Here is a 20,733-nt window from a genome sequence, read left to right as displayed (position 1 = left end):
GATTTACCGTGACGGGCGCGCCTGTCCCTCGGACGGCCGGTCCGGGCAGGGTCGGGACATGACGGAGACGACGGTACGCGTACCCCGAGGATCGGACCGCGCCGGCCGCCGGCTGGCGCGGCACCTCGCGGAGATGGTCGTGGCGATGGTGGCGGGCATGGTGCTGCTCGAACCGCTGTGGCGGGTGGGCGCGGCAGCGCTGGGCGGCGCGGGCGCGCTCGCCCGACCGGATGTGGCGGCGCTGGTGATGGCGACGAACATGTCCGTCGGCATGGTGGTGTGGATGTGGCACCGGGGCCACGGGCGGGTCGCCACCGCCGAGATGGTCGCCGCCATGTACGTCCCGTTCCTGCTGTTCCTCCCGCCCTGGTGGGCCGGGCTGGTCGGCGACGACGCGCTGCTGCTCGGCGGCCACCTGCTGATGCTGCCGGCGATGGTGCTGGTGGCGCTGCGGCACCGGCACGAGCATCCCGTCCCGCCGGCCCGGCATCCGGTCGTCGCGGCGGTGGCGCGCCGGTGGCCGACCGGGCTCGCGTTGCTGATGACGGTCGACCTCTGGCTCGACCCGACCGTGGTCTCCCCGTGGACGCTGCTGGTGCTGCCGGCCGGCTACCTGCTGATCGGCACCTGGCGGCGGCAGTGGCGGGACCGCCGGGCGCTGGCCGTGCAGCTCGCCGGGCTGGTCGGCTGGGTCGGACTGGCGGTGGCCGCCCTGGTCGGTCCGGCCGGCCTCGCCGGCTGGCTGGTGGCCGTCGGCTGGCTCGGGCACGCCGCCTGGGACGCGGTGCACCACCGCACGGGCCGGGTGGTGCCGCGCGGATACGCGGAGTGGTGCGCGGTGCTCGACGCCACGGTGGGGATCACCGTCGCGCTGGCCCTCCTCGCCGGCTGATCCCCCGGCCCGCCGGCCGGTCCCACGCCGCACTCCGGTGCGGATCGCAACGGGGGAGGATCGGCCGGCGGGACGGGTCAGCGCCAGAGCTCGGCCACCGCGTCGGCGTGCGCCGCGCCCACCGCCCGGCCGGCGCCCGGGTGGCCGGGGACGTGACCGGCGCCACGGCACGGGGGCGGGGACGTGTCCGGGCCGACGGTTGCGCCGGTCGCCGCGCCGGGCCGGGGGCGGTGATGAAAGGCTTGGCGCATGAGTTCCGGAGCAACACCGACCGACCCCGCCGCCGCCGTCGACGCCGACGAGGCTCCCGCCTTCGCCGACCTCGGGTTGCGCGCCGAACTGCTGGGCGCGCTCGCCGCGCTCGGCTACGAGGAGCCGACCCCGATCCAGCGCGAGGCGATCCCGACGCTGCTCGCCGGCAAGGACCTGCTCGGGCAGGCGGCGACGGGTACCGGCAAGACGGCCGCGTTCGCCCTGCCGCTGCTGCAGCGGATGCCCGACGGGCGGACCGGGGGCGATCCGGTGTCGCTGGTGCTGGTGCCCACCCGGGAGCTGGCGGTCCAGGTCTCCGAGGCGTTCCACCGGTACGGCAAGGACCTGGGCGCCCGGGTCCTGCCGATCTACGGCGGCCAGCCGATCGGCCGCCAGCTGCGCGCCCTCGACCTGGGCGTGGACGTGGTGGTGGCGACGCCGGGCCGGGCGCTGGACCACATCGCCCGGGGCACCCTGCGGCTGGGCTCGCTGGCCACCGTGGTGCTCGACGAGGCGGACGAGATGCTCGACATGGGCTTCGCCGAGGACATCGAGGCGATCCTGGAGCACGCCCCGGCCGAGCGGCAGACGGTGCTCTTCTCCGCCACCATGCCGGCGCGGATCGACGGGCTGGCCCGGCAGCACCTGACCGACCCGGTCCGCATCCAGATCGAGCGCGAGCAGCCGGTGGCCGGTGAGGCGCCCCGGGTGCGGCAGAGCGCGTACATCGTGGCGCGGGCGCACAAGCCGGCGGCGCTGGGCCGGGTGCTGGACGTGGAGTCGCCCACCGCGGCGATCGTCTTCTGCCGCAGCCGGGAGGAGGTGGACCGGCTCACCGAGACGATGAACGGCCGGGGCTACCGGGCCGAGGCGCTGCACGGCGGGATGAGCCAGGAGCAGCGGGACCGGGTCATGGGCCGGCTCCGGGCGGGCACCGCGGACCTGCTGGTGGCCACCGACGTGGCGGCGCGTGGCCTGGACGTCGAGCAGCTCACCCACGTGGTCAACTACGACGTCCCGTCGGCCCCGGAGTCGTACGTGCACCGGATCGGCCGGGTGGGCCGGGCCGGCCGGGAGGGCGTGGCGATCACCCTCGCCGAGCCGCGTGAGCATCGGATGCTCAAGACCATCGAGCGGGTCACCGGCCAGCGGATCGCCATCGACAAGATCCCCACGGTGGCGGACCTGCGGACCCGGCGGCTGGAGCTGACCCAGGCGGCGCTGCGGGAGTCGCTGCTGGAGGACGACCTGGAGCCGTTCCGGGTGATCGTGGAGTCGCTGTCGGACGAGTTCGACATGATGGAGGTCGCGCTCGCCGCGGTGAAGCTGGCCCACGAGGCGACCCTGCCCGGCACCGCGGACGAGGAGGAGGAGATCCCGCAGGTCGCGGTCCGCCCGTCCCGCGAGCCCCGGCCGGGGTACGAGCGGCGTGGGGGCGGCCGCCCCCGCCCCGGCGGCACCGCACAGGTTTTCATCGGGCTGGGCCGGCGCGCCGGGGTCCGCCCGCAGGACCTGGTCGGGGCGATCACCGGGGAGACCCGGGTCAGCGGCCGGGACATCGGCTCGATCGAGATCGCCGACCGGTTCTCCCTGGTGGAGGTGCCGTACGAGGTCGCCGACGAGGTGATCCAGGGGCTGCGGGGCAGCACCATCAAGGGCCGCAAGGCGACCGTACGCCGGGATCGGGACGGTGACGGCGGCGGCGAGCGCCGCTTCGACGGCGACCGGCGGGAGCGCCGCGGCCGGGAGGGCGACGGCGGCGAGCGGCGGGAGCGCCGGGACCGCTGGTGAGCAGGGCCGAGGCCCCCGATCCTGGTGGATCGGGGGCCTCGGGCTGTCGGGTGGTCAGGCCGCGGCGAGCGGCTGGCCGCCGAGCGTCCCCGCGTCGACGTCGGCGGGGCGCAGCGCCAGGGCGAGCACGTCCGCGACGTCGGCGAGGGTGTGGATGGTCAGCGCCTCGCGCACCTCGGTCGGCAGGTCGTCGAGGTCCGGCTCGTTGCGCTTCGGGATGATCACCTCGGTGAGGCCGGCCCGGTGGGCGGCGAGCAGCTTCTGCTTCACGCCACCGATGGGCAGCACCCGGCCGGAGAGGGTCACCTCGCCGGTCATCCCGAACTCGGGGCGGACCGGCCGGCCGGTCACCAGCGACGCCAGCGCGGTGACCATGGTGATGCCGGCGCTGGGTCCGTCCTTGGGCACCGCGCCCGCCGGGAAGTGCACGTGGATCCGCCGCCCGGCCAGGGCGTTCGGGTCCAGCCCGAGCCGCCGCCCGTTGGAGCGCAGGTACGACAGGGCGATGTGCGCGGACTCCTTCATCACGTCGCCGAGCTGGCCGGTGAGGGTCAGCCCCGGTTCGCCGTCCATGCTGGTCGCCTCGATGAAGAGCACGTCGCCGCCGGCCCCGGTGACCGCCAGTCCGGTGGCCACGCCGGGCACCGCCGTCCGCTCCGCCGACTCCGGGGTGAACTTCGGCCGGCCCAGGTAGCGGGCCAGGTTGCCGGTGTCGACCCGGATCGGCGCCGGGTCGGACGCCAGCGTGACGGCGACCTTGCGCAGGATCTTGGCCAGGGCCCGTTCGAGCTGCCGGACGCCCGCCTCCCGGGTGTACTCGCCGGCGATCAGCGCCAGCGCCTCGTCGGCGACGGTCACCTCCTCGGCGGTCAGCCCCGCCCGCTCCCGCTGCCGGGGCAGCAGGTGGTCCCGGGCGATGGCCACCTTCTCGTCCTCCGTGTAGCCGTCCAGGGTGACCAGCTCCATCCGGTCCAGCAGCGGGCCGGGGATGGTCTCCACCACGTTGGCGGTGGCCAGGAAGAGCACGTCGGACAGGTCGAGGTCGACCTCGAGGTAGTGGTCGCGGAAGGTGTGGTTCTGCGCCGGGTCGAGCACCTCCAGCAGGGCTGCCGCCGGGTCGCCGGCGTAGCCGACGGCCAGCTTGTCGACCTCGTCGAGGAGCACCACCGGGTTCATCGAGCCGGCCTCGCGCAGGGCGCGGACGATCCGGCCGGGCAGCGCGCCGACGTAGGTGCGCCGGTGGCCGCGGATCTCCGCCTCGTCCCGGACGCCGCCGAGGGACACCCGGACGAAGTTGCGGCCGAGCGCCCGGGCGATCGACTCGCCGAGGCTGGTCTTGCCGACCCCGGGCGGGCCGGCGAGGGCGAGCACCGCACCGGAGCCGCGCCCGCCGACCACGCCGAGGTTGCGCTCGGCGCGCCGGTTGCGCACCGCGAGGTACTCCAGGATGCGGTCCTTCACGTCGGCCAGGCCGGCGTGGTCGGCGTCGAGCACCGCGCGGGCCGCGGCCAGGTCGGTGTTGTCCTCGGTACGCGTGTTCCACGGCATCTCGAGGACGGTGTCGAGCCAGGTACGGATCCAGCCCGCCTCCGGGGAGGCGTCGCTGGCCCGCTCCAGCTTGCCGACCTCGCGCAGCGCCGCCTCGCGGACCTTCTCGGGCAGGTCGGCGGACTCGACCCGGGAACGGTAGTCGGCGGAGCCGTCCGGCTCGTCCTCGCCGAGTTCCTTACGGATCGCGGCGAGCTGCTGGCGCAGCAGGAACTCCCGCTGGGACTTCTCCAGCCCCTCGCGGACGTCGCTGTTGATCTGCTCGGTGACCTCCTGCTCGGCCAGGTGGTCCTTCACCCAGCCGACCAGCAGCTCCAGCCGGGCGGTGACGTCCGGGGCGGCGAGCAGCTCGGTCTTCTGCGCCAGGCTGAGCCAGGGCGCGTAGCCGGCCGCGTCGGCCAGCTCGGAGAGGTCGGTCATCCGCTCCATGGCGTCGATGACCTGCCAGGCACCGCGCTGCTGGAGGACCGAGGTCATCAGCGCGCGGTACTCGCGGGCGAGTTCCCGGGCCTTCCCGGCCGGGGCGGGTTCGTCGAGTTCGGTCGCCTCGACCCAGAGCGCGGCGCCCGGTCCGGGCACGCCGGAGCCGATGCGGGCACGGGCGAGGCCGCGGATGACGGCGGCCGGCTCGCCGCTGGGCAGCCGGCCCACCTTCTCGATGGTGGCGATCACGCCGACGGAGCCGTACTCGCCGTCGATGCGGGGCACGGCGAGGAGGGTCTTGTCGCCGCTGGCGCGGGCCGCGTCGACCGCGGCCTGGGTGGTCGGGTCGAGGGTCACCGGGATGACCATGCCGGGCAGCAGGACTGCGTCGGTCAGGGGAAGTACCGGAAGAGTTGCCATCGAACACCTGCTATCACGTTGGGTTGAGCGTGACAGGCTCAAGTAACAAAGCGTGCCCCTTGTTCCGCATTGTGACCCACGCCACTCCCCCGCTCCGGCCGCCGACCGCCGGCGGCGCCCGGACACGCCATTCCGCAGGCCAGATTTGCCGACTCACCGAATGGCGAACGGCGGGTATTGTTGCGAATTTGCCGCGCGATACGTCAAACTCTTAGCCACACCCCGCCCGACACAGGGAGTAATGGCGATGGCAAGGAAAGTAATCACCGTTCTGACCGACGACCTGGACGGCGGAAAGGCCGACCGGACCGTCGAGTTCAGCCTGGACGGCGTGGCGTACACGATCGACGTCTCCGACGAGAACGCGGGCGTTCTGCGCAAGGCCCTGGACCCGTACATCAGCGCTGGCAGGCGGATCGGGCGCGGGCCGGTGGAGACCGGGCGCGCCGCCCGCCGGACGACCCGGCCGGCCACCTCGGGAATGGACCGCGAGCAGAACCGCGCCATCCGGGAATGGGCCGCCAAGAACGGCTTCGAGATTTCCGAGCGGGGCCGCATCCCCGTGTCGGTGGTGGAGGCGTACAAGAACCGCTGAACCCTCCCGGCTCACCGTCGGGCATCCCGGGGTCACGCTGAGAAATCGGCGTGGCCCCGGTCGGCTTTTCCCGGGGTCCACAATTTTCGCCACGAGCGGCCGCCGGTACCCGCACAGGGTGACGGCCGGGGTCGCCCGGGTACGCCCCGGACGGCCCCGGCCGTCGCGGTCGGTCAGTTGACCCGGATCCGCACCACGTCGAAGGCCGGGGTCTGGTTGGCCCGCTCCATCATCGGGATGCGGTGCGAGCCGTCGCCCGCCCAGACCGCGCACTGCGCGACGCCCGACTGCGGCAGGCCGGGAATCTGGATCAGCACGTCGTCCGGCTGGGCGTTCCCCTTGCCGTCCTCGGTCGCCACGAAGAACGCCGGCACGTCCTGGGGATTCGGCGGCTGGCGGAGGCTGTTCAGCATCCGGCACGCGGTGTGGAAGTGGCCCCGCACCAGGCCCTGGTCGTTGAGCAGCGAACTCTCCAGGTAGTAGCCGCCCTGGCCGGCCGCGAGGAAGCGGTCCCGGACCAGGTTCCGGGTGGTGACCCGGAGGGTGAACGGCTGGTTCCGCCGGACCTGGTTGGGGAACTGGGTGATGAGCAGGGACGGATTGTTCGCCGCCGCGCCGACCTCACCGAACGCGGTGCTCACGCACCGGTTGCCGGCCTGGAAACCGTCGTGCGGCTGCAACCGGCTGTTGTTGCAGTCCTTGGCGAGCACGCCCAGCCCGTTGCCGTTGTTCCCGCCATTGTTGCCGCCGTTCTGACCACCGTTGTTGTTCCCGCCGTTCTGACCACCGTTCTGGCCGCCGCTGTCGTTGCCACCATTCTGGCCGCCGTTCTGCGGATTGTCGGCCAGCGCGCACTGGGCGAGCTGGTCGAGTCCCTGCGGCCGTTGCGCGACCCGGCCGATCGCGGTGGCGATCCGGTTCAGCGTCGCGGTCCGCTTGTCGGCCAGCGGCTGAAGAATCGCGTTGTTGACGAAGTCCTGGCCGCTACGGCCGCCGTCGGCGGCGAGCCGCCGGTTGGCCTCGGCGATCTGGGCGTCCAACAGGGCGAGGTTGCGGTCCACCTCGTCGCGTGCCTGATCGGGCACCTGCGGCAGCCGGCTCTTCACGTCCGGGCAGGCCACCACGGGCGCGGCGGCGCCGGCGCCGCCGCCCCGGGTCTGCTGGCACTCGGCGGCCGACAGCTGCCCGTCACCCCAGTGGTTGCGCACCCAGCGGCCGTTCTGCCAGGTCCGGGTGGTGCTGCCCTGGCCACTCGGCGCGGTCGCGCCCGGGCTCGCCGCGGTGCACGCCGCCGAGGCGGTACGGAGGTTCGTCCGCCGGTCCTGGGCGGACGAGATCTGGGTGACGGCGACGATTCCGCCGAAGACCGCGAGCGTGCCGACCACGGCCAGCAGCCGCTTGCTCCGCGCGTTACCGGATGACCGGCGCGCCCGTGTGGACCTGCGCATCGAATTGCTCTCCTTCTCGATCCGGTAGTTGACTCGTGACCCCGGCGGACCGACGGAATTCGGGGTGAGGAGCACTGCGACGTTCCGGTTGCACGTCGATGACCGACGATGCCCTTTCCGCACCGTCGCCCCGCCTTGCGGTGCGGCGGGGAAGACCTGCGTCCATTCCCGCTTAGGTACGGAGCGGTCGCGGGGAAGGTTCAACCGTGATCGGGAGAATTCGCGGAGCGGTGCCCGCGGGTTCCGGGCGGCCGGTCCCGGCGACGCGCCGGATCAGTCGGCGCAGAGGTGGTCGAAGGCGAAGCCGCCGTCGAGTTCGTCCCGGCGGGCGGCCAGCCGGCGGATCTGCTCGCGCAGCTCGTCCCGGTCGACCAGCGACGGCTCGGCCCCCTCGCGGTCACGCAGCCGCTCCCCCACGGCCACCGTGGCCAGGTCCTCGGCGAGCCGGCCCGACGCCACCCCGAGGGAGAGCCGCTGCGCGAAGAGCTGGACCCGCTCGACCAGGCACCGGCCGGGCCGCACCTCGACCCAGCACCAGCCCTCGGCCGGTCCGTCGGTCCAGCTGACGTGCAGGCCGCGGACGATCGGGTCGGCGAGGCGCCGCTCGACGTACGCCTCGACGGCACCGGTCCGGGTCAGCGCCCCGAGATCGTTCACCGGCCCGCGCCGGCCGTCCGGGAGCCGGCCGACGATGTCCCGGAAGCCGACCGCGTACCCGCTCTCCGGTCCACTGCCGGCGGCGTACGCGCGGGCGTCGAGGACGTACTCGACGAGCCGGCGGGCGTGGTCGGCGCCGCGCAGCGTGGCCGACTCGACCCGCAGCACCGGCAGGCCGACCGCGACACACACCGTGGCGGTCATCCGCTCGGCCCGGCGGGCCGGGGAGCCGGGCGCCGCCGGCGGGGCGAACGCCACGGCGAAGACCGGCCGGCCGGTGTCGGCCGCGCACACCACCTGGTCGAAGCCCTCCCGGATGGCGGTGCTCCACTGGTTGCCGGTGACCCCCGGCGGCCGGCCCTGGACCAGCTCGCTGAGCCGGCGTGACGGGTGGACGACCTGCCCGGCCCGGGTGAACGGCGGCGTGCCACCGGCCGCGATCGGACGCAGCCAGGAGGCCGCCACGCTGCCGGTGCTCGTCATCGTCGCCAGATCCATCCGTCGGTCGCCAGACCGGCCCGAGTGTAGGGCGTCGACCAACCGCGAGGTGGAGTTGGGCTACCGGCTGCGCCGGCCGGCCTGGGGCGCCGGGTACGCCACCGAGGGGTGACCCGGGACGAGTGGGCCGCGCGCCGCTGACCCGGCACCCGTCGACCGGTGCGCCCGACGGCGGACACCTCTAGGCTCGGCCGGGTGCACAGCGGACGGACCCCGGAGCGGTTGACCAAGCGCAGTCTCGTCGCCGTCTCCCACGCCATCGAACGGGCCGCGCTGGCCACGGCCGAGGACGGGCCGCTGGTGGTGCTGGCCCTCTTCCAGCGGCTGCCGTACTTCACCCGGGAACGCGCGGTCTACGGGCGGATCGCCGCCCGGGCCGCGGTGACCGTGGTCGGCATGGCCGGCCCGACCCCGGCGGAGCTGCCGCCCGGCGGGTACGGGGTGGTGCTGGACGAGGCCGAGGAGCTGGCCCGGGAGTGGACCGTGGTGGCGCTGACCCCGCGCTTCGGCGCGACGCTGGTGGCGTACGACCGGGCTGAGGTGGCGCCGGCGGCGACGCTGGAGTCGGGCCGGCTCTTCGACGGGCACTGGGGCTTCCGCCGGGACGAGGCCCTGCACGAGGTGATCCGGCTGCGCGAACGGCTGGCCGGGCGGCTGCCCGCGCCGGCCCGGGCCGGGCTGGACGAGGCGATCGCCCGGGTCCGCGACCTCCCGGCGGGTCCGGGTGAGGCCCGCGCCGAGGCGGCGATCCGGATGCTGGCGGCACGGGGCGAGCGGGCGTACCGGCCGGAGCCGACGGAGGGGTCGGCGGGGCTGCTCGACGAGCCGGGGCTGCGCCGGTGGACCGGCGTGGACGGGGTGACCGCCTCCGGCACCCTCCCGGTGGCTCTGGTCGGCGTACGGGTCGACGAGCCGCCGGGCGCGCCGGAGCGGTTCGGCCGGCGCAGCGCGGCCCGGGAGGGCCAGGCGGTCCTCGGGGCGGTCACCGCCGTGCTGCGCCCGGTGGACCGGGCGGTACGCCTGGCCGACAACGAGTTCCTGCTGATCCTGCCGGCGCTGGACGAGCGCGCGGCGGTGGCCGTGGCGGGGCGGCTGCACGAGGCCGTGGCGGCGCTGGCCCGGTCGTACCCGTTCGTCGCCTTCGCCGTGCACGCGGCGGTTGCCGTGACGACCCGCCGACCGCTGCCCGTGGCCGAGGTGCGGCACGCCGTGGAGTGGGCCGTCCGGGAGGGCGTGCCGGTGGCTACCCTGGCCCCGGAGCACGCCACCACCGCCCGCTGAACCACGGATGACGCCCGGGCCAGGACTGAGCCGCGTGGAAACGGGTACGCCAGGCCCGGTCGGTCGCCGTGCGGAGCGGAGGTGGGCATGACGCGGCAGCAATTCGGGTTTCTGGCCGGGTTTCTCCTGGTCGCGGTCTGGGCGCTCGGTGGGGCCGGCGCCGCGGTGGCCGCCACGCTGGCCGGGCTGGTCGGCTGGCTGCTCGTCCGGGCCGTCGACGGCGACGTCACCGTGCCCGGCCTGGCCGACCGGGTGAGCGCCGACCGGCGCCGTTGAACGGGGACGCCACGATGACCGGCACCCTGCCCCGGCGCGGCACCACCCCGCCGTCCGGCGACCGCGCGTCGCGGGGCACCCGGCCACCCCGTGCCACGGCCGGGCCGAAGGCCGGCGCGCCACAGGCCACCGCGCCGCAGACCGCCGCGCCCCGCAGCGCGGTCGCGCCGGCGCCCCTTCGCGCCGAGGAGGCGGTCGCCCGCCTCGCCGAGGACGCGGCGCGGCGTACCCCGGGGGTCTCGGCGCCGGCGGCCACCGCCCGGGTCGACGGCGCCGCCGCCCGCGTCGACCTCGCCGTGGTCGTCGACCACGGCGTCCACCTGCCGACGGCCGCCGAGGGGGTACGCCGCCGCGTCGCCGCCGGGATCGAGGCGCACACCGGCCGCACCGTCGACGCCGTCACAGTCACCGTGGTGCGCCTGCGGCTCCCCGGCGAGACGCCGGCCGGCGACCGGTCCGGAGGCTGACGTGCGTACGGCCAACCGGGTCGCCACCCTGCTGCTGGCCGCCGCCCTGCTCGGCGGCGGGGCGCTGGTCGCCGTCGCGGGGCTGCTCGCCGCCCTGGGCCGGCCCGGGCCCCTGCCGCCCGACTGGCCCGCCGCGCTGGCCACCACCCGCTGGCGGGACGCCCCGGTCCGCGCCGTCGCCGCCGCCGTCACCCTGCTCGGCCTGGTGGTGCTCGCCGCCGAGGTGCGCCGGTGGCGCCCGGTCCGGCTGCGGCTGGCCGAGGACGACGGCTGGCACCTGCACCGCCGCTCGGTGGAGCGGCGGCTGGCCCGGGCGGCCCGCTCGGTGCCGAGCGTCCGGCGGGCCCGGGTGCGCGTCCGCCGACGCGGGGACGTCTGGCGGCCCCGGGTGACCGCCACCGGCGACCCGGCGGCCCGCGCCGACGTCGAGTTCGCGCTCCGCCGGGAACTCGACCGGCTGGCCGCACCGCACCGGCACCGGATCGAGGTCCGGCTCGTACCGGCCCGGCGGGCGACGTGAGCAACGCCGCGCACCGGCTGCTCTGGACGGTCGTCGCCCTGCTCCTGGTGGCGGCGGGCGGGACCGCGCTCGCCGTCGGCACCGGGCGGCTGCCTGGCGGCGACAGCCCACTGCTCGGCGCCGGCCCGCTCGCCTGGTGGCGGGCCGGTACGCCGTGGAGCCCCCTGGCCGTGGCGGTCGGCGGGGCGCTGTTGGCCCTGCTCGGGCAGCGACTGCTCGTCGCCGGGCTGCGGGTGCCGGGCCGGCTCGCCGGCACCCTGACGCAGCCCGGGAACGAGGGTGCGCGCACCCGGGTGGCCGGCGGGGTGCTGACCGACGCGCTGGAACGGGATCTGCTGCGGTCCCCCGGGACCCGCCGGGCCCGGGTGGTGCTCACCGGGCCGGTGACCCGACCGGACGTCTGGGTGGAGCTGCGCCTGGCTCCGTACGCCGAGGTGGCCGCCGCCCGCGACCAGGTCGACGCCGCGGTGCGGCGGTTCGCGGCGACGGTCGGCTGCCGGCCCGCGCACCTGGACGTGACGGCGTTGCTGGACGAGCCCGGACGGTGACCGCCGACACCGGAGCCGATACGCGACCATGGGCGGGACCCCCGAGGAAGGGAGCCCCCGTGCGCGTGGTGTCGCTGGTGCCGTCGTTGACCGAGGCGGTGGCGCTGACCCGGCCCGAGGTGCTGGTCGGCGCCACCGACTGGTGCACCCACCCGGCGGGGCTGGACGTCGCCCGGGTCGGCGGGAGCAAGTACCCGGACCTGGACCGGGTGCTCGCCCTCCGGCCCGACCTGGTGCTGCTCAACGAGGAGGAGAACCGGCGGGAGGACGCCGACGCCCTGCACGCCGCCGGCGTGCCGGTGCGGGTCACCTTTCCGCGTACCGTCCCGGAGGCGTTGACCCAGCTCGGCGAGCTGGTCGCCGCGCTCGGCGGGGCCGGCGAGCCGGAGTGGCTACGGGCCGCCCGGCGGGCCTGGGACGCGCTGCCCGCGCCGACGGCGCCCCGGGCGGCGGTGGTGCCGGTGTGGCGGCGGCCCTGGGTGGTGCTCGGCCGGGACACCTTCGCCGGTGACGTGCTGCGCCGGCTGGGCGTGACCAACCAGTGGGCGGACGACGCGGAGCGCTATCCCCGCCCGGGCCTGGCGGAGCTGCGGGGGCGGCGGCCGGAGCTGGTGGTGCTGCCGGACGAGCCGTACCGGTTCACCGCCGAGGACGGGCCGGAGGCGTTCCCCGGCGTACCGGCCGCGCTGGTCTCGGGCCGGCACCTGACCTGGTACGGCCCCTCTCTCGCCGAGGCGCCGACGCTGCTCGCCACCCAGCTCGCCCAGCCGCTCTGAGCCGCGGAAACGGGGCGAACGGCCCCGCTGCGCCGGGCCCTTCGCGCCTGCCCGGCGCCGCCGCCCCCGGGGTGGACTGCGAGCAGGAGGAGAGGAGTGCAGCCATGGAGAGCAATCGGCTGATCGTGGTGGGCGTCGACGGCTCCGACGGCGGGCGGCGCGCGCTGGACTGGGCGGTCGACGAGGCGGTGGCCCGCGGCGGCGCGGTGCAGGCCGTGGTGGCCTGGCGGTGGGACCGGATCGAGGTCGGTCCGATGACGAACGCGACCCCGCCGGACGACGAGCGGCAGCGCGCGGTGACCCTGCTCGACGACGAGATCCGGGGGCTGGTCCTGCGCAAGGGGGCGGCCTGCCCGGTGGCCGGGGAGGTGGTGGAGGGTCCGGCCGCGGACGTGCTCACCGCCGCCGCCCGCACGGCCGACCTGCTGGTGCTGGGCAGCCACGGCAACAGCCGGCTGCGGCACACCGTGCTCGGGTCGGTCAGCGAGGAGTGCGTCCGCAAGGCGAGCTGCCCGGTGGTGGTCGTGCCGGTGCCGGCCACGACGACGCATACCTCCACCGAGCCGGCGCTGCGGGCCTGACCGGACGCCGACGACGGCCGCCCCGGTGCGGGGCGGCCGTGCCATGTCCGCCTGCCCCGCCTTGCGGTTCGGCACCGCCCGGCCGGCCCGGGCACGTGCGTGGGCCCCGCCGGGACGGCGGGGCCCACGGGTGGGGCGGTCAGGCGACCGGGGTGGCGTGCACCGGGTCCAGCTCCATCAGGGTGGTGTCGTCCACGTCGTACCCGACGGCGTTGTGCACCTGCACCACCCCGGCGACCTGGGCGGCGAGCCGGCCCGCCAGCTCGACGGCGCTGCGCCGGTCCAGCCGCCCGTCCAGGGTGACCTCGCCGTCGCGCACCTGGACGGTGACCAGGCCGTCCCGGACGGCGAGCACCTTGCGCAGCACCTGCCGCACCACGTCCTCGCGGATCTCCGCGTCGGTGCGCAGGTGCACCCGGAGCAGGTCGCCGCGGGTCACGATGCCGACCAGGCGGCCCAGGTCGTCCAGCACCGGCAGCCGCTTGACCACCTCACGGTCCATCAGCCGCGCCGCCGCCGGCAGCGACGCCTGCGGCGTCGTGGTGACCGCCGGGGCGGTCATCAGGTCCCCGGCCACCAGCGCGCCCGCCTTCTCCCGCGCGGTACGCCGGCGCCGCCCCTCGAAGACCCGCCGCTCGTCGGGGTGGCCGGCCCGCTCCACCTTGTGCAGCAGGTCCGCCTCGGAGACCACCCCCAGCACCCGGTCGAAGGAGTCCACCACCGGCACGGCGCTGATGCCCCGCCGGATCAGCACGTCGACGATCTGCCGGTACGGGGTCTCCTCCCCCACCGTCGCGACGTCCCTGGTCATCACGTCGCCCACCTGCCACGTCCTCATCACGACCTCCTCGACCCGGTCTTCCACTCGCGACGGTAGGCGCGTTGGGCGCCCCTGGTCAGAGGCGGTCGACCGGCCGTGGAAGGTCCTCCGGACCGGGCCGGAAGGGGTCCAAGGTCCCGGTCCGGAGCGGCCCGGTCGGCCCTGCCCGCGCCGGCGCCTGAGAGGTGGAATGAAGGTGCCACCGGAAAGCGCGGTGCGAGGCACAAGAAGGGACGTGGAGACCATGACCGCGACAGTCGAGCGGATCACCGCCAACACCAGGATTCCGGCGGCCGAGACCACCCGGGACGTCGAGACCACCCGGCAGAAGGCCACCCGGTACGTCTTCGCCGGACTCCGGATCGCGCTGGCCTGGACCTTCCTCTGGGCGTTCCTGGACAAGATGTTCGGCCTGGGGCACGAGACCGCGGCGAAGAACGCCTGGATCAACGGCGGCAGCCCCACCAAGGGCTTCCTGGCCTTCGGTGCGGCCGGCCCGTTCAAGGGGTTCTACAACGGAATCGCCGGCGCGGCGTGGGCGGACTGGCTGTTCATGCTCGGCCTCCTCGCCATCGGCGTGGCCCTGCTGCTCGGCATCGGCACCCGGATCGCCGCGGTCGCCGGCGGGATCCTGATGGTCATGATGTGGACGGTCGTGCTGCCCCCCGAGAACAACCCGTTCATGGACGACCACCTCATCTACGCGGGCCTGCTGGCCGCGCTGGCCCTGGTCGGCGCCGGCAACACCCTCGGCCTCGGCAAGGTCTGGGCGAAGCTGCCCATCGTCCAGCGGCTGCCCTGGCTGAAGTGAAGTCACCGACGGCAGTACCCACCGGGCGGGCGTCACCGAGAGGGGGCGCCCGCCACTTTCCGTGCCCTCACCGGTCCCCGCCGCCACGCCGCGGCGGGGACCATCGCGTATCGGCCGGTCACGATCGGGCAGGATCGACGGTGACCGCACCGTCAGCACCGAGGAGACCCGTTCATGGAGAAGCCCGAGGTTGGCCCGATCGAGGGCGCGCCGCCCGCCGATCTCGTCATCGAGGACATCACGGTCGGCGAGGGCCCGGAGGCCCGCCCCGGCCAGCTGGCCAGCGTGCACTACGTCGGCGTGGCCCACTCGACCGGCCGCGAGTTCGACGCGTCGTGGAACCGGGGTGAGACGTTCGAATTCCCGCTGGGCGGCGGCCAGGTCATCGCCGGCTGGGACCAGGGCGTGGTCGGCATGAAGGTGGGCGGCCGGCGTCGGCTGACCATCCCGCCGCACCTGGGCTACGGCGCCCGGGGAGCCGGTGGCGTCATCAAGCCGAACGAGACGCTGGTCTTCGTGGTGGACCTGCTCGGCGTCCGCTGAGCCGGCCGACCCGCCCAGGGCCGTCGGCGGTCACGCCGGTGGCCCTGGGCGGGTCGGGCCGGTCAGGCCGGAACCAGCTCGCGGACGGCCGCCCGCTCCCAGCCGGCGGGCGCCGAACCGGCCACCACCCGGACCACCCGGTGCAGGCCGGTGACCCGCAGCACCCGGGCCACCACCGGATCGGGATCGACCAGCACCAGCTCGCCGCCCCGGGCCCGCACCCGCAGGTGCGCGGCGGCCAGGGCGCGCACCCCGGCCGCGGAGAGCACCCGGACGCCGGACAGGTCCACCCGCAGCACCGGACGCGCCGGGGCGGCCCAGAGCGCCGCCCGGAACGACCCCACGGTGGCGATGTCGATCTCGCCGACCGCCCGGACGTCGACCACGTGGTCGGCCACCTCGATCTGCACGTGGAACCGGTCGCTGCGCTGCCCCATGCCAGCAACCTATCCGTCGGGACCGACAGTTCCGGCCGGCCGGCGCCGGGATCCGGGAAGGTCCCGGGTGGCGACCCCGAACGCCCTCCGGGGGAACCCTCAGGTGTCGGCCACGACGTGGCTCTCCCAGGCCCAGGCGGCGATCTCCACCCGGTTGCGGGCGCCCAGTTTCCGCTGGATCCCGGCGACATGGCTCTTCACGGTGCTCAGCGAGATGAACAGTTCCGCCGCGATCTCCTGGTTGGTCCGGCCCCGCGCGATCGCCCGCACCACTTCGATCTCCCGGTTCGACAGCGGCGGGCGGAACCGGCCGTCGGCCGGCGGCGCGGGCGGGTGGAGGTGCCGCAGCAGCCGCAGGGTCAGCGAGGGGGAGACCAGGGCGTCGCCGTTGTCGGCGGCCCGCACCGCCTCGACGAGCAGCGCCGGACCGGCGTCCTTGAGGATGAACCCGACCGCGCCGCCGCGCAGCGCGCCGTAGACGTACTCGTCGAGGTCGAAGGTGGTCACCACGACGACGCGCAGCGGGTCGGCCACCCCCGGTCCGGCCAGCGCGCGGGTGACCTGAAGCCCGTCGAGCCGGGGCATCCGGATGTCGACCAGGCAGACGTCGGGGCGGAGCCGTCGGGCCTGCTCCACCGCGTCGACCCCGTCGACGGCCTCGGCCACCACCTCGATGTCGGATTGGTCCTCCAGGATCATCCGCAGGCCACCGCGGACCATCGCCTGGTCGTCGGCGAGCAGCACCCGGATGGTCATCGACGCTCCCCGGTGGACCCGGGCAGGACGGCCGTGACCGACCAGCCGCCGTCGGGGCGGGGGCCGGCGGCGAGCGTTCCGCCCAGGGCCTCGACGCGCTCCCGCATCCCGACCAGCCCGTATCCGTGCCGGCGGGGGTGCCGGGCCGGGGGTGCCGGGCCGTCGTCGACGACCTCGACGACCGCCGTGCCGGCCTCTCCGGTCACCGTGACCGCCACCGTGCCGGCGTCCGGGGCGTGCCGGGCCACGTTGGTCAGCGCCTCGCGGACCACCCGGTACACGGTGGCCGTCACCTCGGGCGGCCAGCCCGGGTCGTGGTCCGGCGCGCGCAGCCGTACCGCCACGCCCTGCCCGGTGAAGCGGTCGACCAGGTCGGCGAGCCGCTCGGGGCCGGCCGAGGCGGGGGCCGCGTCGGCGCTGTCCCGCAGGATGCCGACGAGGCGGCGCATCGCCGCGAGCGCGTCGGAGCCGGCCGCCTCGATGCCGGCCAGGGACTCCCGGGCCCGCTCCGGGCGACGCCCACCGACCAGTTGCGCGGCCTGGGCCTGCACGACGATGCCGGTGATGTGGTGGGCGACCACGTCGTGCAGCTCCCGGGCCAGTTCCAGGCGCTCGTCCCGGCGTACCCGCTCGGCGGCGGCCCGGCGGCGGGCGTCCACCAGCCGCAACCCGCCGCCGACCCCGACGGCGAGCAGCCAGGCCAGCGCGTTCCACCAGGTCAGTGCGGCCGCACCGGTCCGGGGCCAGGACCCCGCGCCGCTGATCGCGGAGACCGCCGCGGCCACCACCACGGCCATTCCGCCGACGGCGACCGCGGCGGCTGGGCGGACCGGCAGCGCCCCGACCGCCGAGGCGACCAGCACCGCCAGCGGCAGGGCGGTGGCCGGGCCGGGCTCGTGCGGCAGCCCGGCCACGTCGGCGACGAGGACGGCGACCGCGGCGACCACCAGGCCCGCGACCGCCGTCCACCCCCGATGCCGCCGCCGGACCAGGGCGAGCAGGGTGACCACCACGCCGACCGCGCAGCCGAACACCCAGTACGCGCCGCCCCAGCTGCCCGCCACGGCGGCCGACTGGACGACGATCGCGGCGGCGCAGCCGAGCCCCAGCCCGACCTCGGCCGCCGCGGTCCACCGGTCCGGATCTTTCATGCCACCCAGGCTAGGCACTCGCGTCCGGGCCCGAACCGGTCGAAAGTACGGTCGCGGCGGGCGGGAACCGTGCCGTGGACCGATGGCCGGGCCGGCCGGTCGGCGAACGCTCGGGGTATGACCGACGAGAACTCCCCTCCGGTGCTGCACGCCGAGGGCCTGACCAAGCGGTACGGCCGGCGCGTCGCGCTGTCCCACTGCGACCTGCGGATCCCGCGCGGCCGGGTGATCGGCCTGGTCGGGCCGAACGGCGCCGGCAAGTCCACCCTGCTCCAGCTCGCCTGCGGGCTGATCACCCCCACCGAGGGCAGCCTGCGGGTGCTCGGCGCCCGGCCCGCCGCCGACGCCGCTCACCTGGCCCGGGTCGGCTACGTCGCCCAGGACACCCCGGTATACGCGTCCCTGACCGTCGCGGACCACCTGCGGATGGGTGGCTGGCTCAATCCGTCCTGGGACCGGGCCCTCGCGGAGCGGCGGATCGCCCAGGTGGGCCTGAACCCGTCGCAGCGGGCCGGCCGGCTCTCCGGCGGGCAGCGCGCCCAGCTCGCCCTGACCGTCGCCGCCGCGAAGCGGCCCGACCTGCTGATCCTCGACGAGCCGGCCGCCGCGCTGGACCCGCTCGCCCGGGACGGGTTCCTGCACCACCTGATGGGCCTCGTCGACGAGCTGGGCGTCAGCGCGCTGCTCTCCTCGCACCTGCTCGGGGACGTGGCCCGGGTCTGCGACCACCTGGTGGTGCTGGCCGGCGGCCGGGTGCAGCTCGCCGGGGACGTCCCCGACCTGCTGTCCCGCCACCACCGGCTGACCGCCCCGCACGGTGCCCTGGACCGGCTCCCGGCCGGCGTGACGCCGGTTCGGCGGGAGTCGGCCGACGGGTACGACCGGGTGGTGGTCCGCACCGGGGGCGGGGCGTCGGCGCCGCCCGGCACGGCGGAGCCGGTGGGGTTGGAGGAGCTGGTGCTGGCGTACCTGAGCCGGGCGGCCGGCGACCCGACCGGTCCGGAGGTGGCGCGGTGATCCGGTTGACCTGGCGGCAGTTCCGCGCCCCGGCGCTCACCGGCCTCGCCGGACTGGCACTGCTCGCCGCCTACCTGATCCACCTGGGGCGGGCCGTCCGGCACGACCACGCCACCTACCTGTCCCGATGCCGGGCCGGCGCGGACTGCGCCGGGGCCCTGGCCCAGTTCCTCGGCGACCACCAGAACACCCTGCTGTACGTGGCCGGGCTACTCGCCCTGGTGCCGGCCGTGCTCGGCATGTTCTGGGGCGCGCCGCTGGTCGCCCGGGAGCTGGAGACCGGCACCCACCGGCTGGTGTGGAACCAGAGCGTCACCCGGACCCGCTGGTTCGCGGTCAAGCTGCTGGTGGTGGGGGCGGTCGCGGCCGCCGTCACCGGCCTGGCCAGCCTTCTGCTCACCTGGGCGGCCGGGCCGGTGGACCGGCTCGCCGGGGACCGGTTCAGCACCATCGTGTTCGGCGCCCGGAACATCGCGCCGATCGGGTACGCGGCCTTCGCGGTCGCCCTCGGCACGGTGCTCGGGCTGCTGGTCCGCCGGACGCTGCCGGCGATGGCGCTGACCGCCCTCGTGTTCACGGTGGTCCAGTTCGTCATGCCGAACCTGGTCCGCCCGCACCTGATGCCACCGGTCACGGTCTCCCGTCCGATGACGGCCGAGGCGATCAACGAGGCGCGCGGGCTGGGCAGCATCACCGGCGCCCCGGTGGTCAAGGGGCTGTCCGTGCCCGACGCCTGGGTCAGCGACGTCAGCGAGCTGCGCACCGCGGACGGCCGGCCGCTGGCGGCGGACCGCTTCGACCGCTGCTTCCTCGACCCGCCGCGCACCGGGGCCACCGGCACCTTCGGCGACACGGCGGTCTGCCTGGGGCGGCTCGACCTGCACGTGGAGCTGTCCTACCAGCCGAACCGGCGCTACTGGACGTTCCAGTGGCTCGAACTCGGCAGCTACCTGGCGCTCACCGGGCTGCTGGCCGGCTTCGGCCACTGGCGGATCCGGCGCCGGGTCGGCTGACCGCCGGCGGGGGGCGGCCCTCGGCGACACGCCGCCGGGGGCTGCCCGGCCGGGGCATCGGCGAGGAAGAATGACCCGATGGTCGTTCCCCGCCCACGCCCGCCCCTGCTGATCCGGCCGGTCCGCGAGCCGGCCACCGTGCCGCCGCCGCTGGACGGGCCGTGGGCCCCGTCCGACGTCCGGCTCGACCGGGCCGAGCTGCTGCCGCTGCCCGACGGCGCGCACGGGCCGGAGGACGTGCTGATCCACCCGGACGGCCGGGCGATCAGCGGCGACGAGGACGGCCGGCTCTGGTGGTGGCCGGCGGACGCCCCGGCCGGCACCCGCCCGACGCTGCTCGCCGAGACCGGCGGCCGGCCGCTCGGCGTCGAATTCGATCCGGTCGACGGCGGGCTCGTGGTCTGCGACGCGTACCGGGGGCTGCTGCGGGTCACGCCCGACGGGACGGTGCACGAGCTGACCGGCACGGCGCCGCCGGTGCACCTGGCCGACAACGCCACGGTGGCCCGGGACGGCACGATCTACTTCACCGACAGCTCGGACCGGTTCCCGCTCTCGCACTGGAAGCGGGACCTGCTGGAGCACCGCCCCAACGGGCGGGTCCTGGCGTACGACCGGCGCACCGGGCGGACCGACGTGGTGGCGGACGGGCTCTACTTCCCCAACGGGGTGGCGCTGACCCCGGACGAGTCGGCGCTGATGCTGGTGGAGACGGCCACCCACCGGCTGTTGCGGGTCGACCTGCCGGACGGCCGGTCCACCGTGCTGACCGACCTGCCGGCGTATCCGGACAACGTCTCCGCGGTGGGCGACGGGACCTACTGGATCGCCCTGCCCAGCCCCCGGCTGCCGATCATGGAGAAGCTGCTGCCGCATCCCCGGGTACGCCAGCTCGTCGCCCTGCTGCCGGGCGCCGTGCAGCCACAACCGCGTCGGTACGGACTGGTCGCGCTGGTCGACGGCACCGGGCGGGTGCTGCGCACGCTGCACGGGCCGAGCGGGGCGTACCCGATGATCACCGGCGTGCGGCAGCACGGCGGGCAGCTCTGGCTGGGCAGCCTGACCGCGACCGGCGTGGCCCGGGTCGACCTGACCTGACGGCCACGGGGGGGGGGGGGGGGGGGGGGGGGGGGGGGGGGGGGGGGGGGGGGTCTTGGGGGGGGGGGGGGGGGGGGGGGGAGGAGGGGGGGGGGGGGGGGGGAAAAAAAGGGG

General features: G+C 75.8%; 22 protein-coding genes. 15 read left to right on the top strand and 7 right to left on the bottom strand.

The features are described from left to right. The first annotated feature begins 58 nt into the window (after window positions 1-58). Both ACZ6S5_RS24125 and ACZ6S5_RS24120 read left to right on the top strand, forming a co-directional pair. Window positions 59-892, top strand: coding sequence for a hypothetical protein (locus ACZ6S5_RS24125; RefSeq protein ID WP_466003908.1), 834 nt, complete (start codon window positions 59-61; stop codon window positions 890-892). 249 nt (window positions 893-1,141) lie between these two features. Then, a complete protein-coding gene (locus ACZ6S5_RS24120; protein ID WP_466003907.1) occupies window positions 1,142-2,935 on the top strand; it encodes a DEAD/DEAH box helicase in 1,794 nt (597 codons plus the stop codon). A 54-nt stretch (window positions 2,936-2,989) separates the two neighbouring features. Here ACZ6S5_RS24120 and lon read toward each other — a convergent pair whose 3' ends face one another. Further along, window positions 2,990-5,326 (bottom strand): endopeptidase La, encoded by a 2,337-nt coding sequence (gene lon, locus ACZ6S5_RS24115; RefSeq protein ID WP_466003905.1) that lies wholly within the window; start codon window positions 5,324-5,326, stop codon window positions 2,990-2,992. A 247-nt stretch (window positions 5,327-5,573) separates the two neighbouring features. Between lon and ACZ6S5_RS24110 the strand changes: the two genes are divergently transcribed. Further along, window positions 5,574-5,921, top strand: a complete 348-nt coding sequence (locus ACZ6S5_RS24110; RefSeq protein ID WP_466003903.1) for a histone-like nucleoid-structuring protein Lsr2 — start codon at window positions 5,574-5,576, stop codon at window positions 5,919-5,921. 173 nt (window positions 5,922-6,094) lie between these two features. On the opposite strand, the gene ACZ6S5_RS24105 is transcribed toward ACZ6S5_RS24110, so the two are convergent. Beyond that, window positions 6,095-7,369 (bottom strand): hypothetical protein, encoded by a 1,275-nt coding sequence (locus ACZ6S5_RS24105; protein WP_466003901.1) that lies wholly within the window; start codon window positions 7,367-7,369, stop codon window positions 6,095-6,097. 273 nt (window positions 7,370-7,642) lie between these two features. Continuing rightward, window positions 7,643-8,509: a hypothetical protein gene (locus ACZ6S5_RS24100; RefSeq protein WP_466003900.1), complete on the bottom strand. Its 867-nt coding sequence runs from the start codon at window positions 8,507-8,509 to the stop codon at window positions 7,643-7,645. A gap of 210 nt (window positions 8,510-8,719) precedes the next feature. Here ACZ6S5_RS24100 and ACZ6S5_RS24095 point away from each other — a divergent pair, with 210 nt between their 5' ends. The 7 genes from ACZ6S5_RS24095 to ACZ6S5_RS24065 all read left to right on the top strand — a co-directional run bounded on the left by ACZ6S5_RS24095 (window position 8,720) and on the right by ACZ6S5_RS24065 (window position 12,973). Next, window positions 8,720-9,805, top strand: coding sequence for a DICT sensory domain-containing protein (locus ACZ6S5_RS24095; protein WP_466003898.1), 1,086 nt, complete (start codon window positions 8,720-8,722; stop codon window positions 9,803-9,805). 87 nt (window positions 9,806-9,892) lie between these two features. Further along, window positions 9,893-10,081, top strand: coding sequence for a hypothetical protein (locus tag ACZ6S5_RS24090; protein WP_466003896.1), 189 nt, complete (start codon window positions 9,893-9,895; stop codon window positions 10,079-10,081). Between the two features lie 14 nt (window positions 10,082-10,095). Next, entirely contained in the window at window positions 10,096-10,548 is a 453-nt protein-coding gene (locus ACZ6S5_RS24085; RefSeq protein WP_466003895.1) for an Asp23/Gls24 family envelope stress response protein, read from the top strand. 1 nt (window position 10,549) lies between these two features. After that, window positions 10,550-11,068, top strand: coding sequence for a hypothetical protein (locus ACZ6S5_RS24080; protein ID WP_466003894.1), 519 nt, complete (start codon window positions 10,550-10,552; stop codon window positions 11,066-11,068). Next, window positions 11,065-11,616 (top strand): hypothetical protein, encoded by a 552-nt coding sequence (locus ACZ6S5_RS24075; protein ID WP_466003892.1) that lies wholly within the window; start codon window positions 11,065-11,067, stop codon window positions 11,614-11,616. Before ACZ6S5_RS24080 ends, ACZ6S5_RS24075 begins: the two co-directional genes overlap by 4 nt. Before the next feature lie 59 nt (window positions 11,617-11,675). Continuing rightward, on the top strand, window positions 11,676-12,392 hold the full coding sequence (locus ACZ6S5_RS24070; RefSeq protein WP_466003890.1) for a helical backbone metal receptor: 717 nt from the start codon (window positions 11,676-11,678) through the stop codon (window positions 12,390-12,392). Window positions 12,393-12,496: 104 nt separating this feature from the next. Further along, a complete protein-coding gene (locus ACZ6S5_RS24065) occupies window positions 12,497-12,973 on the top strand; it encodes a universal stress protein (RefSeq protein WP_466003889.1) in 477 nt (158 codons plus the stop codon). Window positions 12,974-13,112: 139 nt separating this feature from the next. Here the strand turns inward: ACZ6S5_RS24065 and ACZ6S5_RS24060 are convergent, their stop codons facing one another. After that, the gene (locus tag ACZ6S5_RS24060) at window positions 13,113-13,811 is read right to left on the bottom strand and encodes a CBS domain-containing protein (protein WP_466003888.1); all 699 of its coding nucleotides are present in this window, start codon (window positions 13,809-13,811) and stop codon (window positions 13,113-13,115) included. A 226-nt stretch (window positions 13,812-14,037) separates the two neighbouring features. Between ACZ6S5_RS24060 and ACZ6S5_RS24055 the strand changes: the two genes are divergently transcribed. Together ACZ6S5_RS24055 and ACZ6S5_RS24050 are read left to right on the top strand one after the other, a co-directional pair. Beyond that, entirely contained in the window at window positions 14,038-14,604 is a 567-nt protein-coding gene (locus ACZ6S5_RS24055) for a DoxX family membrane protein (RefSeq protein WP_466003886.1), read from the top strand. A 174-nt stretch (window positions 14,605-14,778) separates the two neighbouring features. Further along, window positions 14,779-15,147 (top strand): FKBP-type peptidyl-prolyl cis-trans isomerase, encoded by a 369-nt coding sequence (locus ACZ6S5_RS24050; RefSeq protein WP_393177578.1) that lies wholly within the window; start codon window positions 14,779-14,781, stop codon window positions 15,145-15,147. A 62-nt stretch (window positions 15,148-15,209) separates the two neighbouring features. On the opposite strand, the gene ACZ6S5_RS24045 is transcribed toward ACZ6S5_RS24050, so the two are convergent. The 3 genes from ACZ6S5_RS24045 to ACZ6S5_RS24035 all read right to left on the bottom strand — a co-directional run bounded on the left by ACZ6S5_RS24045 (window position 15,210) and on the right by ACZ6S5_RS24035 (window position 17,491). Next, window positions 15,210-15,584, bottom strand: coding sequence for an STAS domain-containing protein (locus ACZ6S5_RS24045; protein WP_466003884.1), 375 nt, complete (start codon window positions 15,582-15,584; stop codon window positions 15,210-15,212). Window positions 15,585-15,683: 99 nt separating this feature from the next. Next, complete coding sequence (locus tag ACZ6S5_RS24040; protein ID WP_466003883.1) at window positions 15,684-16,340, bottom strand: response regulator; 657 nt, start codon at window positions 16,338-16,340, stop codon at window positions 15,684-15,686. Then, on the bottom strand, window positions 16,337-17,491 hold the full coding sequence (locus tag ACZ6S5_RS24035; RefSeq protein ID WP_466003881.1) for a sensor histidine kinase: 1,155 nt from the start codon (window positions 17,489-17,491) through the stop codon (window positions 16,337-16,339). The genes ACZ6S5_RS24040 and ACZ6S5_RS24035 overlap by 4 nt, the downstream gene beginning before the upstream one ends. 117 nt (window positions 17,492-17,608) lie before the next feature. On the opposite strand from ACZ6S5_RS24035, the gene ACZ6S5_RS24030 reads away from it, so the two are divergent. The 3 genes from ACZ6S5_RS24030 (at window position 17,609) to ACZ6S5_RS24020 (ending at window position 20,619) form a co-directional block, all read left to right on the top strand. Next, window positions 17,609-18,508: an ABC transporter ATP-binding protein gene (locus ACZ6S5_RS24030; protein ID WP_466003880.1), complete on the top strand. Its 900-nt coding sequence runs from the start codon at window positions 17,609-17,611 to the stop codon at window positions 18,506-18,508. After that, window positions 18,505-19,521: an ABC transporter permease subunit gene (locus ACZ6S5_RS24025; RefSeq protein WP_466003878.1), complete on the top strand. Its 1,017-nt coding sequence runs from the start codon at window positions 18,505-18,507 to the stop codon at window positions 19,519-19,521. Before ACZ6S5_RS24030 ends, ACZ6S5_RS24025 begins: the two co-directional genes overlap by 4 nt. Window positions 19,522-19,599: 78 nt before the next feature. After that, window positions 19,600-20,619 carry an SMP-30/gluconolactonase/LRE family protein gene (locus tag ACZ6S5_RS24020; RefSeq protein ID WP_466003877.1) on the top strand — a complete coding sequence of 340 codons (1,020 nt, stop codon included), beginning with the start codon at window positions 19,600-19,602 and terminating at the stop codon, window positions 20,617-20,619. Window positions 20,620-20,733: the final 114 nt, after the last annotated feature.

The sequence above is a fragment of the Micromonospora sp. NPDC051924 genome (assembly GCF_055586005.1).
The sequence above is the reverse complement of the archived record's forward strand: the minus strand, read 5'-3'. Positions and strand labels throughout refer to the sequence as shown.